Consider the following 12,156-nt stretch of genomic DNA (forward strand, 5'->3'; position numbering starts at 1 on the left):
GGGTTCATTCCTCCTTAAAATGATATAGAGGTAAATCCAGTAGCTTCATCGATTTGCTCTTTGGTGAAGCTCTCTGGAGTAAGAAATTCTTGCGTATATTCTTCAATTTGTTCCTCAGTTAATGAGATAAACTCACCTTCATCGTTATAACCCGCAATAAAAAAGTTGCCGACGAGGATGTCATTGCCCAGGGAGCGGTTGCCCTCCATTTCTAACAGCTTGCCTTCTTCATTGCAGACAAGGGAAACATAGGACGCTAAATTTACCGCCTGAATGTTCCCTCCAACCGCTTTCTGCATGGAGGCAAGATCATTGCCGATCTCCGCAACATAAGGAGTCTCATGCGGCTCAACCATTAAGACTTTTATTTTTTGATGTTCTGGTTGTGGTTCACTACTAGTTTCAGCCAATGTTGCTTCCGGCTTCTCCGTTACCCATTTTTCATAGTCCTGCACGGAGCAATATCCGGCAAGCATGTATGAAAAGTCCGATAGCCTTTGAGGTTTTACATCGCTGACCTCTATTTGCAGGCCATATTCACCAGTAAATATCCGGTGCACATCAGCCTCCAAAATGTCAGCCCAGTCCTTCTTTCCGGCATCGGTCAGGGTATCATTTTTCAACTCGCATAGGGTAGCCAGATCTATATCTTCATCGCTGTGAATGAGATGGATGTCCTCCCAGGGCATCGACATTAAATCTTTCAGCTTAAGGCCGCGAGCTACTGTTTTTTTCTCTGCTGATTGTTCCTGCTCCATAACTGCCGCTAATAACAAAGAGGCATTCGGCAGGAATGCAGCATAACGGGCATAGTCATATCCCTCTCCTTGGACAAGGATACCGTCATCTCTTTCTTCTCCCACCACTAAAATGCAGTGGCATGTGCCATTCTCGCCAAAATGTTGCAGGTCTTTGTTATCCCTTATAAAGTCATAGTCAGCCAGCATATTTTTGGAAAATTTATCGTATTCGTGAGACGTAAGTACAACAACTTTTTCAATAACGCAGTTCTTAGGCTCAAAGTCATCCAATTTTCTATTAAAGACCGCTTTGGTTGTTAACATAGTTTCACCCTTTCTTTTATGGTAGATAGTTTCGTGGGTTTTTTTCTTATTGATCCGCACCCCAAAGTGATGGTGCGACCCGGGGTTATGGTCTGTGGAGTCAACCTTGACGATTATATCGCCTTGGCTCGCAATTTGGAGCAGCAGCCTGATTCTTTGATTCAGAAAGCTTTCAAAGCAAAATAAAAAAGCCATCCCTTTCGAGATGACCTTTGCTTCCCTATTATTCTGTTGGTTACATGCTCTGGATAAAATCTGACAAGCCTTTGCGTTTCAGTTTCATGCCGTCGGCAAGAGCCAGCGCCTTTTCCCAAGTTTTTCCCGTTTCATTCTTGAGAAACTCACACAGAGGATTTAATTCCTCGGCTTCATCATGCTTTTGCAGGCACTCATAATATATCCGCTTATCCTCGTCATAGACGATAAGGGGTGGGTGGCTATGTGTCATGAGATAGTAATTCATGAGCGTCCTGCCGACACGTCCGTTTCCGTCTGCGAAGGGATGGATAAACTCAAACCTCGCGTGAAGATAAGCGGCGGCTTTCAAAACATCCTTACCCTCACACGCATTTGCTTCGGTAATCAGTTCCGTCAGATCCTTTTCCACATTTTCTACAGCGGAGCCGACCTCGATGCCAGTTACATAGTCGTGCTTTTTAAACTCTCCAGGTCGTTCCTCATTTACAATATACCTGCGCTCATCGTATGTCCCGCCAGTGAGAACCTTGTGAATTTCCTTGACCAGCTCTATGCTGAGAGGCTCTTTTTTTACGATTTTTTCTTTCAAAACCTCGTAACATAGCTTCTGATTTTGTTGTTCAAACAGAGCACGGGGACTTCCGGTATAGTTCACAACTCTGCCATTTTCAAAGATTTCCTTTGTATCGTAATAGGTGATTTCCTCGTTCTCAATCTTTCCGGAGTGAAACGCAAACAAGACTCGGAAACTGTCAAGGTATTTATCCAGAGCGGCTGCGGACGCAATTTTGTGCGACCGCCACAGCCCGACAACCCGGCTATATTGCTCCAAGCGCATTTCTCCTTTCTCAGATTACCGGTTTCATTATACCGCAGTTTTAATAAACAGCCACCCAGACTCCCGATGTATTTTCTCAATGATGCCTTACGGCAGATAACTTCTTGGATTCTGTGGTGTGCCGTCAACAATAACTTCTAAATGCAAGTGATTTCCGGTCGATTTGCCTGTCGAACCTACTTGTGCAATAACCTCACCCTGCCTTACCGCCTGCCCCTCGGTCACAAGGATTTTAGAGCAATGACCATATAAAGTAACGATGCCTCCGCCATGATCGATTGCCAGGTGGTATCCGTAGCCGGTGGTTCTATAGCGGATAAACAGGACAGTGCCTCCATTGGCAGCATGGATATCGGTGCCTTTCGGCGCGCCCAGGTCAATTCCTGAGTGAAAATTTTCAACAGTGGGATGAAAAGGATCACGCAGGTATCCAAATTCGGAGGTCACCATGCTGCGCCAACTGCTGCCGAGGGGACTGATAAAGTCGCCGCCAATAAAGGGAACCTCAGCAGGGTTTGCAGTGATGGTGTTGACCCAATTCTGGAGTCCATCCCCTTCTGTGGGAATGTCGCCATAGAGGATGCGGTTGTAAATCTCCGAGGCATTGGCCTTGTCCTCACTGGTGATTGTCCTGCCGAGTGTACTTTCCAGGTTTGAGTAAATCTCCGGCAAGGAGGTTAGCGGGATGGCCACCTTAGAGCTGCCACCTGTTGCTTCATCGGACCGGGTTTCGTACCGCACGAAGCAATCTACAAACGCACGGTAGTCATCGCTGTCCCTAGAGGGACTGCCCGAGCCAAAAAACAGAGCATAAAAAATTGCCTTGACTCTTGTGCTGTCAAGACTTCCGCTTTCAAGCTCCGTACTTATATTCCCTATGGCAGTGTCAAGCTCCGAGAAGCTGTCCCGCATGTTTCGGATGTAGTCGGCGTAATCCGCAGGCATCTGCGAGGAGATTGCACCTCCGTGAAAGGTCAGATTAATGGCAGCATTGTTATGACTTGCTGTGGCAGAGAGCAGGCTCATAATCACAACCACCATTAGAATAACGGGAGTCAGCAGAGCGGCGATGATGGCACCGATCACCTTCCACGTCCGTTTGTCGGTCCCGGCTGGGATAGCAGCCCTGGCAATCAGGGCAAGGGTTGCGGGATCAGCCAAGGTTCATCCCTCCCAATTGTTCCGGGGCTTCTGCCTGTACATGGCTTTGCTTGATATCGTAGGACTCACGCCACAGTTCCAGCTCGTTGTTTTCCTTTGCATACTCGATGGAGGGGTAGTACACAGGGGTATTGGCAAACATGAATTTTTGCCTCCTTTCCGTTAATTTTTAGCTGCAACGGTTACCGTCCTCCCGCCGTGCCGAACAATTTTTCCTTATATTCCGGTGCAGAAACCATGAGGTTGTACCTCTCGTTGCCGCATTTATAGAGGCAGACACCCCGCTGCGGATAACGGATGAGGTTGTATTCACTCTGTTCAAGCTGCAGGGTATCCATATAAAACTTTGCATCAATGTTTCCGGCGTTGAACAAGAAGGCGTGAGTCGGGATGCTGAACAGGGGCTTCGTGTATTCTCTGATTCCATCCAGGTTGAAGTCTTCCAGGTTCTGCGAGGCAAGGATGACGGCGCTGTCTTTCTTACGAACTCGCTTCATAAAATTGCGGATGTACTCAATGGCTGTAAGGTTGGAGAGGAAGAGGTACAGCTCATCAATGCTGGCTACCGTGCTGCCTGCCGTCAGCAGCTGGTTGGACATGAAAGAGAGTACGTTGAAAAGCAGAGCGTTTTTGATGTTCTTGCTGGCCTGCAGCAATCCTTTTACGCCAAAGGTGATGAAGTGGCTGTCGGTGATATTCGTGTGTCCGTCAAAGAATTTGCTCTCCGCACCCACGCAAAGCGAGTGGAGTCCAAGGCAGATTTCCTGCAGGGTTTCTGCAGTGTAGAGCTGTTTGTGGCTGCTGTCATAGCTTTGATACTCCCCTTCTATCAGCTTATACAAGTCGGACAGGATAGGATAATCCTTGGGTGTCAGCCGGTCAAAGTTGGTATGGTCGGTAATGTTCCACTTGTCATAGAGCTTGGTAAGCATGATTTCAATGGTGTCAATCTGCCTGTCATTAAAGTCCTTGTAGCTACGAAAGAAATCCTTCAGGAAGGAGATGTGCTGCGACAGCTTGGAGGCACAGCGGAAGGCCTGGGGTGCTTCCTTGTCCTCCGGCGATCCGTTTTCATCCCATGTCTTAGGCTCTAGTACATTGATAATGTACTCGCCGGACATCAAGTCGATAAAGCAGCCGCCCAGGTTGAGGGTTAAATCCTCATATTCATGTTCAGGGTCAAGGACAATGACCTTCATACCGCTTTGCCTCATATTGCAAAGGATGAGCTTCATAAGGTAACTTTTGCCTTGACCGGAGTTCCCCAGGATGAGAATGTTGGCATTGGTTTTGTCGTCGGTCCTCTTGTTAAAATCTACAATGATATTGCTTCCAAACTTATCCCTTCCAAGGTAGAATCCATTGGCATCGGTTTTCCCTGAGTAATTGAAAGGATACAGATTGGCCACGCTGGAAGCGGGGAGTACCCTCTCGAACTGGTCGCCAAATATGTTGTAGCCGCTTGGCATCACCGCAATAAACCCTTGCTGCTGACGGAGCATGAGCCGATCCACATTGAGCTTGGAACGGATCAACTCGGTCAATACTTCGGTTTGAAGCTCCTTTAAGTGGTCAAGATCGGAGGCTGACAACTCAATATATACCGCCGAGTGCAGGAGCGGCTCCCGGTTCCGATGCATGGCGGCAACGATATTTGCAACGTCCTGCAGGTTGCTTTCGGCAGTGACGGTCTGCTGCAGGTCATTGGTGTTGCTCTGCTTCAGCCTGTTCTTGTTGGCCGCATTACTGATAATTTTCTTTTCCTCAATCGGGGTTACATGGCGGGTATAAATCTTTAAGGTGATGCCATCCTTTTCTCCAAGGTGGCGCAGGATGGCCTGCTCATCGGTGGCGGTAGGGTATTCTCGTAACGCCCAGACGCAGCGGTAGGTGTTGCCGCAGATGAAGTGATCGGTGTTAAACTTGATCACCGAGGGGGCGATCATGTCCAAAAACTCTTGGATACGAACATCGTCTTGCGGGGGTGATTGAGTTTTGAGCATAATTCTCTCCTTTCTGTTTTAAATTTGGATATCAAAAAGCCGCCACGATATGTGACGGCTTGGAGGAAAATAATTTACTTTTACAGCGTTTCATGATAAATATTTTATTAAAGATATGCTTTGTCTATAATCGGTAGTTGGAAGGAGTTTATATGGGAATTTTTCATAATGATCAGATCGATCGTATAGGAATATCACATTGCGAAAACGCAATTACCAAAATAGGTTTGATTTTTAGAGAACAACCAATTCGAGACTATGGAATAGATGCGCAAATTGAAACTATAAATCCAAAACTGCATACGCATCAGGAAAACTTGTAGCCGCACAAATCAAAACAGGCCATAGCTATTTTTCCGAAATTCAAAAGGGACACGTAATATTTAGGGGAGAAAACAAACATTATGACTATTGGCTCAAACACTCATTACCAGTTATACTAATCTTATATAACCCTGATACTGATGAGTGTATTTGGGAGCATGTTAATTCTCAAACTACTAGAAGAACACAATCGGGATGGTTAATCAGCGTTCCCAGGAATCAGAAATTATGTGAATGCAAGGAATTAATCGAAAATATTTCTGAAAACCTGTCAGATTATGAGAAAAAACTTCTTACTTTAATATTAGCTATGCCTTGGATGGACGCCATTAATAATGGTGACGATGTCATTCTTGAGGCAGATGAGTGGGTTAATAAATCATCAGGGCGTGGCTCGTTCATATTGAAGATTATAGACAGTAATCAAAAAGAAAAGATAGTAATTGAATGGCCGTATGCATATTTTGGTATGCAGAGTTATGAAGATGTATTTAGACGATTGTTTCCTTGGGCAGATATTCATATTGATGATGACTTTTATTATGATTATGAAGTAGATGAATATAAGAAGAGCAATTGTCCTTATGATAATGAAACTGGTGAGTATCTGTATTTTGATCACGAAGAATTTGAAGAGTGGAGGAATGAATTGCCGGATATTCGTGCATATAGCAATTCTTCGGGTGAAGTTGATCATTACCGCTTAAAACTGACATTAAATAGGATTGGTGAAATCTTCTTAGAATTGGATAATTTCCTTGAAACTGAATCGTTTTATAATCTCAATGAGAATGATATTAAATAGATTGATATAGTTTTAATTATGAGCCCTGAACCTACCAAACCGCCCATTATGCATACTATCCATCTACTTACTATTTTCGTCGTCTATAACAAACAGATCGGATATTCTCGTAACGCCCAGAAGCATCTATAGGTGTTGCTGCAAATGAAGTAGTCGGTGTTAAACTTGATCACGGATGGTGCGATCATATCAAGGAATTCCTGGATGCGGACATCATCCTGCACAGGCGTTGGTGTACCAAGTTTTCTTTTTACCATAGACTTTCACTTCTTTCTGCTTGAATTTGAATATAAAAAAGCTGCTTGCTCTATTGATACAATAAAGCAAGCAGCTTCTTTTATCGGATGATATATGAAAAGGGAGCATTAGCCTAAACTAATACTCCCTTGCCTCTTTTTGGCAGTCATCCTCATTCTAAGTTTTGATGATGATTTGAATTTATTCCATGAAAGTTTGAGTCATGTTATTCTCCAACAGAGGTTCGGTTATTGCAGTGAAAATCTCATTCATTTTATTATAATCACACAGGAAAGAAGCGGCACTAGCTTCAATCATTTGCTTGTCGGTCACCTGAGAAAAGTCCACACTATAGCCTGCGTTTTCGGCCAGATAGTCAATAAAGAGTCTTTGCGTTCTGCCATTTCCTTCTCTGAAGGGGTGAAGGACATTGATTTCACTAAGATAATATGCAAGACGGAGCGGGACTTCATCTTTGGAGGCATCTTTCAAATAATACTCTTTTTTTAGCTTCTTGAAGAGCGAATCAGCATTTGGTTCTATAAACTCACAGTTGCAAAACATATTGCCTTTTGCTATGTTTACCCATCTGATTTCGCCTGCCCATTCGTAGATATCACCAAATATATACTTGTGAATCTTTCTTAAATGGAGTAGATCAAAATCGCCTTTTATAACACTTACTTTTGCATTGGCAATTCTCAAAGAGGTTATTTCTCTTTCAGCTATGTGCAGCTTTTCTGCATCCTCAATACCCAGCTTGTTTATAAGCACATTTGAATGGGGGTAACAATATCTGTGATCCCACTCATAGCTGTAATCATAATTGTTGTTCATGGCTATAGCCCCTGACAGCCGTGTGCTTTTTTATGAGTTCAGCTATCGTTTCTTCAACCAGTTTATCATTACCTACGCAATGTCTGATTCTATCTTTATCAGTCTGCGTAAGCGGCATGCCTTCCATTGACATTGAGCCGTTAACCTCATCAATGAGCTTTTCCAAATCTCTCATATGAACACCACCTACCTATATATTATACTATATTTTCACTAAAAATTAAAACTGTCTATCAGCTTCTTTGTTTGGGATGTGGACGCCATCTGGCGACCTGACAGCCGTAGCTTTGTCGGTACGATTTTAGGCTTGGAGTTCATAATGAATGTGTCAGGTTAGTTGCTGCCCTGCTGCATTTTCCTGCTGCTCTTTTTGTTCATCGTCCTTATGTGTAATTTCCTCGGCAAGCTGAAGCCTTTGAAGTACGAATGCCATTACACGGTCAGCATCAGCAATGGCTGTTTTCATATCGTTGTTTGAAATTTGCATCTCGAAAGGATATATCGGCTCGCCATATCGCGCAAGTCTCTCCCAAGGCCCCATCAACCCCTCAAAAGCCTTGTCGAATTTCAGGCACATGCTGCATAACCTTTCTAAGTCTTGAGTCTGAGACGGTTCTACATTTTGATATAGGAGATATCCCTTTAGCGCTTCTTCGGCGGCCTGTTCGCTGTGATAACAGACAATTTCCAAGGGAACCGGACGCATACCCAAGAGATGCTTTGCGCAACTGATATCTTTGTTTGCAAAATCAAGCCATCCTTTGACTCTATTGATTCTCTCCATATAACATGCTCCTTTCTCAGTCAGTTGTTTTTTCAATGGGTCCTATAGTTTGCTTCATCTCCCTTCTTTTGGCTGATTATATTACAAAACCATTGCGCACTGGACGGTTAGTCACCTAAAATCACCCACCTTTGCCCGTCAAAGTCCTCGAACCTTTCGGTGGTCACGTTCTGCTCGAAGTACACTGCCAGGATTCGTTTGATATCCTCGCTTCCGGATCGCTTCACAGAGAAGCCCTGCTCACGCAAGGTTTTTTCGATGCGGTTTAAGTACGGGAATATTTCTTTTTGCTTTTCATCCTTAAGCCGTATGATAATAAGAAACTCACGGGCGGTTGCCATCTGCACCTGTATCCTATCGAGGAAACCCAGGTCAGCCTCCAGCAGCTTGCGGACGGTGGGGCTGCCCTCCTGTTCGATGCGTTCCCGGAGAAACTGCTTGTTGTCCTCGAAATTTTCACGGGAATTCAGGCAGCACATTTCGATCTCCGCCATGCCTTTCAGCACGGTCATGAGGGCATAGATTCTTGCGGAGATGCTGGCTTCCGACTGGACCGAGATATTGCTCGGCTTGATGATAAAATATACAAGTTCTCCGTGCCCATAGGTCTGCAGACTGTAATCGGTAATGTCTTTTGTGCCAATGAGCTGCCGTGTAGAAAGCTTTTGCTTGGCTATCTTTTTTTCTTTTCTGCTCATTTTTCCGTGTACCTCCATTCATACATTTGCTGCTTGGTGATAAAAAAGCCACAGGCATACTTGATAAAATCGAGGATAGAGGTGTCCTCAAACCGGATAGTCAGGAAGCCGTAAAGAGCAGTCGCCACTATCGGCAACAGGAGGCCGAGCTGTGCCAGCGCAAAAACAGAGATAAGACACCCGATACCGATGATGCCGATATCTTGAAGCTGCCACAGCCACAGCACCGCTTTGGATTTTAAATTATCGGGGTAGATATACATGGTTCAGCCCTCCTTACAGCTTCATGCCCATGCCGGAAGATGGCTCTTCATCCAGCTCTAGCTCCATTTTCTTAGGGAAGTAGGAGACATTTACCGTTCTAATGTTATTCATAAGCACATTTGCTTTCTCAGCAGCTTCCTCACAAGTGTCAAAGGTCATGGGTTTCCCGTCTGATTTCAGCCAAGCCTCCGCAGCTCCACAGATGGAAGCAGCGTTGCGTTTTGCCCAAATACCCCATTGCTTCATATTCATTACTCCTTGGTTTTCAATAAATTTGATGTACCTTATTTTGATGCTGAGCCTTTGGGCATCCGCAATCTCTCGTCCCATTCCCTCAGATATCCGGTCACCGAAGACCCACAGCTCATCGCAGGAGAGAAGGAAGCGCAAGCCCATTTCAATTCCTTTTTTTCTTTATTCCGGATTACTGTCATGTAAAAATAAAGGAAACAAGAGGTGGGGAGCAATTGGAGCCACACCGGCGCTTGCAGCAAAGCGGCAGTACTCTATCGCCATCCTGGTATTGTGCTCGATATTCCCAGCGTAGGGCGAGGCAATATATACGAGTTTCATCATTTCGCCACTGCCTGCACTACCGTTCTGGTAATGTTCACCGCAGACTGGGCCGCATAGATGGTGCTCATGAGGTTGGCCTTGGTGGAAGTGTCCAACCCAAACTGTCCGGCGATCCTTGGTATCTCAGATGCTGCCAGCATTAGGCCGAGACCGAGGAGCATATTCTGATTCCACACCAAGAGTCCGGCGATGAGGATGGTTGCCTGCAAAAATGCGGTGAGGCACAAGCCTACCACCTGTTTGCTCCAGGATACAAAGCCGTCGATGTATCCACGGGGTACCGAGAACATATACAGGCTCCCTACTGCAATCTGGATCAGCAGGATGCCGCCACGCTTCAGGTTGGCAAAAAACACTTTAATCACAGCGTAGCCCATGAGGATAACGCAAAAAATGCCGAGGATTGGATTCAGTCCAAGCCCCCCTAAGTTGGTAAGGGCTCCAATAGCCATGGTGCTGATGCCTCCGCTAGCTCCCATCAGGTTTGAGATTCCCGAAGTAAAGCTGCCCTGCAGCGTAACAGATAACTTGTATAGCTCCACCGGCACAATGGTGAACAGGTTCACAGCCATAAAACCCTTGATGGCGTTCAAGGCAGTATCTTTTATGCTTGCCCGACCCGACTGTGCTTCGATGGCACATTCAAACAGTGCTACCACCAGTCCGGTTCCATACAAAGCCCAGGCCAGATAACTAAATAATGTTACGATGGCCTGCACCCAAGTCATGCCGAACAGATCGGCTCCCATATTGCCCATCATGGAAAAGAAATCACCGAGGAAGCCGATCAGTTGCTGATATATCCAGTCCATAATCTGTCCAAGGACAAGATTTGCAGCAAAATCCCATATAAACATTGAGCGCCTCCTTTCATTAAAAATAAACGCCGCATCGTTTAACGATGTGCTTTTCGGAAGTTCCTTTTATTATTCAAAAAAAACCACGCTTAATTACTTTAGATTAGCGTGTTCTTCTATTTGATATACCTGGATTTTCTTGCTCTCTTCGTTGCAACACACAAAGAGCAGTGGCATTTTTATTAACGAAATCCCTTCAAATACCGGATAATCCTCTTCAAACTGCTGGATCGTCTCTGAAATATCATCCTCAATAAAGAAGCGCCAAATGACTTCTCATTTGACGCAAAGGTTTGAGTTTGAATTGTAGCTATTCCATTGTCATCCCCTGTTCCTGAGCTTCGTGCTGCTCCTCAGTCATAGCGTGAGTAATAAAATCCATGATGTGTTCCGCTGATTTTATTGCCTTATGCATATCCGCTTCTGTTACTTCGATTTCTTCAGGATAACGCACACGAACGCCGAAGGGAGTCAGCCTGCTACAATCCTCGGCAATTCCATCGAATCCCTTATCCTTTAAAGCACATAGGCGGCATAGCTCGCCTAAATCATGAATGCGCGGTGCTTCTTCATCGTGCATCAGCAAAAATGCTTTCAACATCTTTTCAGCAGACTGCTCGCAATGATAACAGATAATCTCCAACCGAAACGGATATAAGGATAACAGATGCTTTGCCGCAGTGAGATCATCGGCGGCAAATTCAAGCCATCGCCTGCACAGGCTGCTGATCTCCATATAAAATCACCCCGTTTCTAAATATCGTGCGCTCAATCGTGGGTAATGTTTTGCGCTGTTCAAAATTGCTTTGGGTGCCCACAAGGATATCCGCAGGCCGTTTCTTTACATGGTACAGGGCGTGCCCAATGGTTTGCATTGCCTCCAGCGGACGCATAGAGTCATCCGGGATGATTACATACAGGTCAAAATCGCTATCCCGATGCGGTTGGCCGTATGCGTAAGAACCAAACAGATAGATTGTATTGACCGACACCGTGTCTGCTATCGTTTTAGAAATCATATCCAGTTCGCGTCTTATTTGTAAATCCATAGAGCCCCCTCCTTTTCCGGCACTTTTACAATCAACATAGAATAGATTTTCCAATTATAGTATATCCAAAAGCCAAACGATAAGCAATCCATCGCCCATCCACGCTTTACATGCCAAGAATTGTCCAGATGTAGACCGGAGCCGTCAAGGTAAACACAAGGCAGGCGAAAAGGATGGCCGGAGCCGCCCACTCAAACTGTCCATGCTTCCTATAGTCAAAATAAGCGGTACCCAATTTAGCGAAGAAGAACACGGCGAGAATGAGGTCTATTGCGGGGAATACGACCTTGTTAACCACGGTTTTGATTTGCGAGGATGCGTCATTCCACGTATTTTCAATTGCTCCGGCAACATCCCCTGTTGGTGCAGCATAAGCTGCCACGCAGAACATCGTTACAAGTACAAGGGCGAGACAGAATACCACCAGGATTTTCTTACTTTTTTTCACTGTAAGTTCCACC

The 12,156-nt window shown here is 45.2% G+C and carries 17 protein-coding genes; 2 read left to right on the top strand and 15 right to left on the bottom strand.

Annotation, left to right across the window (positions count from 1 at the left end):
* Positions 1-14 precede the first annotated feature (14 nt).
* The gene (locus tag DHBDCA_RS06095) at positions 15-1,064 is read right to left on the bottom strand and encodes a DUF3846 domain-containing protein (protein ID WP_015043313.1); all 1,050 of its coding nucleotides are present in this window, start codon (positions 1,062-1,064) and stop codon (positions 15-17) included.
* Positions 1,065-1,097: 33 nt separating this feature from the next.
* On the opposite strand from DHBDCA_RS06095, the gene DHBDCA_RS15585 reads away from it, so the two are divergent.
* Entirely contained in the window at positions 1,098-1,250 is a 153-nt protein-coding gene (locus DHBDCA_RS15585) for a hypothetical protein (protein ID WP_015043314.1), read from the top strand.
* 49 nt (positions 1,251-1,299) lie between these two features.
* Here DHBDCA_RS15585 and DHBDCA_RS06100 read toward each other — a convergent pair whose 3' ends face one another.
* From DHBDCA_RS06100 to DHBDCA_RS06110, 4 genes are all read right to left on the bottom strand, one after another.
* Positions 1,300-2,094 (bottom strand): Fic family protein, encoded by a 795-nt coding sequence (locus DHBDCA_RS06100; RefSeq protein WP_015043315.1) that lies wholly within the window; start codon positions 2,092-2,094, stop codon positions 1,300-1,302.
* 93 nt (positions 2,095-2,187) lie between these two features.
* The gene (locus DHBDCA_RS06105; RefSeq protein WP_015043316.1) at positions 2,188-3,261 is read right to left on the bottom strand and encodes a M23 family metallopeptidase; all 1,074 of its coding nucleotides are present in this window, start codon (positions 3,259-3,261) and stop codon (positions 2,188-2,190) included.
* A complete protein-coding gene (locus tag DHBDCA_RS15430; protein ID WP_015043317.1) occupies positions 3,254-3,403 on the bottom strand; it encodes a hypothetical protein in 150 nt (49 codons plus the stop codon). Before DHBDCA_RS15430 ends, DHBDCA_RS06105 begins: the two co-directional genes overlap by 8 nt.
* 40 nt (positions 3,404-3,443) lie before the next feature.
* Positions 3,444-5,264: a VirB4 family type IV secretion system protein gene (locus tag DHBDCA_RS06110; protein WP_015045269.1), complete on the bottom strand. Its 1,821-nt coding sequence runs from the start codon at positions 5,262-5,264 to the stop codon at positions 3,444-3,446.
* A gap of 643 nt (positions 5,265-5,907) precedes the next feature.
* On the opposite strand from DHBDCA_RS06110, the gene DHBDCA_RS06115 reads away from it, so the two are divergent.
* On the top strand, positions 5,908-6,393 hold the full coding sequence (locus DHBDCA_RS06115) for a hypothetical protein (RefSeq protein ID WP_242824984.1): 486 nt from the start codon (positions 5,908-5,910) through the stop codon (positions 6,391-6,393).
* A 438-nt stretch (positions 6,394-6,831) separates the two neighbouring features.
* Here DHBDCA_RS06115 and DHBDCA_RS06120 read toward each other — a convergent pair whose 3' ends face one another.
* From DHBDCA_RS06120 to DHBDCA_RS06165, 10 genes are all read right to left on the bottom strand, one after another.
* Complete coding sequence (locus DHBDCA_RS06120; RefSeq protein ID WP_015045270.1) at positions 6,832-7,467, bottom strand: Fic/DOC family protein; 636 nt, start codon at positions 7,465-7,467, stop codon at positions 6,832-6,834.
* Entirely contained in the window at positions 7,451-7,642 is a 192-nt protein-coding gene (locus DHBDCA_RS06125) for a hypothetical protein (RefSeq protein WP_015043322.1), read from the bottom strand. The genes DHBDCA_RS06120 and DHBDCA_RS06125 overlap by 17 nt, the downstream gene beginning before the upstream one ends.
* A gap of 153 nt (positions 7,643-7,795) precedes the next feature.
* The gene (locus DHBDCA_RS06130; RefSeq protein WP_015043323.1) at positions 7,796-8,251 is read right to left on the bottom strand and encodes a HEPN domain-containing protein; all 456 of its coding nucleotides are present in this window, start codon (positions 8,249-8,251) and stop codon (positions 7,796-7,798) included.
* A 107-nt stretch (positions 8,252-8,358) separates the two neighbouring features.
* Positions 8,359-8,949 (bottom strand): hypothetical protein, encoded by a 591-nt coding sequence (locus DHBDCA_RS06135; protein WP_015043324.1) that lies wholly within the window; start codon positions 8,947-8,949, stop codon positions 8,359-8,361.
* Positions 8,946-9,212, bottom strand: a complete 267-nt coding sequence (locus DHBDCA_RS06140) for a hypothetical protein (RefSeq protein WP_015043325.1) — start codon at positions 9,210-9,212, stop codon at positions 8,946-8,948. The genes DHBDCA_RS06135 and DHBDCA_RS06140 overlap by 4 nt, the downstream gene beginning before the upstream one ends.
* Positions 9,213-9,225: 13 nt before the next feature.
* Complete coding sequence (locus DHBDCA_RS15740; RefSeq protein ID WP_015045271.1) at positions 9,226-9,609, bottom strand: DUF7768 domain-containing protein; 384 nt, start codon at positions 9,607-9,609, stop codon at positions 9,226-9,228.
* Between the two features lie 176 nt (positions 9,610-9,785).
* A complete protein-coding gene (locus DHBDCA_RS06150; protein WP_015043328.1) occupies positions 9,786-10,646 on the bottom strand; it encodes a conjugal transfer protein TrbL family protein in 861 nt (286 codons plus the stop codon).
* A gap of 310 nt (positions 10,647-10,956) precedes the next feature.
* Positions 10,957-11,382 carry a HEPN domain-containing protein gene (locus DHBDCA_RS06155; protein WP_015043329.1) on the bottom strand — a complete coding sequence of 142 codons (426 nt, stop codon included), beginning with the start codon at positions 11,380-11,382 and terminating at the stop codon, positions 10,957-10,959.
* On the bottom strand, positions 11,348-11,695 hold the full coding sequence (locus tag DHBDCA_RS06160; protein WP_015043330.1) for a nucleotidyltransferase domain-containing protein: 348 nt from the start codon (positions 11,693-11,695) through the stop codon (positions 11,348-11,350). Before DHBDCA_RS06160 ends, DHBDCA_RS06155 begins: the two co-directional genes overlap by 35 nt.
* A 106-nt stretch (positions 11,696-11,801) precedes the next feature.
* Positions 11,802-12,143, bottom strand: coding sequence for a DUF3852 domain-containing protein (locus tag DHBDCA_RS06165; protein ID WP_015043331.1), 342 nt, complete (start codon positions 12,141-12,143; stop codon positions 11,802-11,804).
* Between the last annotated feature and the right edge of the window lie 13 nt (positions 12,144-12,156).

The organism is Dehalobacter sp. DCA (assembly GCF_000305775.1).
GTDB classification, from domain to species: domain Bacteria; phylum Bacillota; class Desulfitobacteriia; order Desulfitobacteriales; family Syntrophobotulaceae; genus Dehalobacter; species Dehalobacter alkaniphilus.

Excerpts from the sequence above, each read along its gene's own strand:
- DHBDCA_RS06120 (WP_015045270.1), bottom strand. The coding sequence starts at position 7,467 with ATGAACAACAATTATGATTACAGCTATGAGTGGGATCACAGATATTGT.
- DHBDCA_RS06140 (WP_015043325.1), bottom strand. The coding sequence starts at position 9,212 with ATGTATATCTACCCCGATAATTTAAAATCCAAAGCGGTGCTGTGGCTG.
- DHBDCA_RS06130 (WP_015043323.1), bottom strand. The coding sequence starts at position 8,251 with ATGGAGAGAATCAATAGAGTCAAAGGATGGCTTGATTTTGCAAACAAA.
- DHBDCA_RS06095 (WP_015043313.1), bottom strand. The coding sequence starts at position 1,064 with ATGTTAACAACCAAAGCGGTCTTTAATAGAAAATTGGATGACTTTGAG.
- DHBDCA_RS06160 (WP_015043330.1), bottom strand. The coding sequence starts at position 11,695 with ATGGATTTACAAATAAGACGCGAACTGGATATGATTTCTAAAACGATA.
- DHBDCA_RS06155 (WP_015043329.1), bottom strand. The coding sequence starts at position 11,382 with ATGGAGATCAGCAGCCTGTGCAGGCGATGGCTTGAATTTGCCGCCGAT.
- DHBDCA_RS06135 (WP_015043324.1), bottom strand. The coding sequence starts at position 8,949 with ATGAGCAGAAAAGAAAAAAAGATAGCCAAGCAAAAGCTTTCTACACGG.
- DHBDCA_RS06115 (WP_242824984.1), top strand. The coding sequence starts at position 5,908 with ATGGACGCCATTAATAATGGTGACGATGTCATTCTTGAGGCAGATGAG.
- DHBDCA_RS06110 (WP_015045269.1), bottom strand. The coding sequence starts at position 5,264 with ATGCTCAAAACTCAATCACCCCCGCAAGACGATGTTCGTATCCAAGAG.
- DHBDCA_RS15740 (WP_015045271.1), bottom strand. The coding sequence starts at position 9,609 with ATGGGCTTGCGCTTCCTTCTCTCCTGCGATGAGCTGTGGGTCTTCGGT.
- DHBDCA_RS15430 (WP_015043317.1), bottom strand. The coding sequence starts at position 3,403 with ATGTTTGCCAATACCCCTGTGTACTACCCCTCCATCGAGTATGCAAAG.
- DHBDCA_RS06125 (WP_015043322.1), bottom strand. The coding sequence starts at position 7,642 with ATGAGAGATTTGGAAAAGCTCATTGATGAGGTTAACGGCTCAATGTCA.
- DHBDCA_RS06150 (WP_015043328.1), bottom strand. The coding sequence starts at position 10,646 with ATGTTTATATGGGATTTTGCTGCAAATCTTGTCCTTGGACAGATTATG.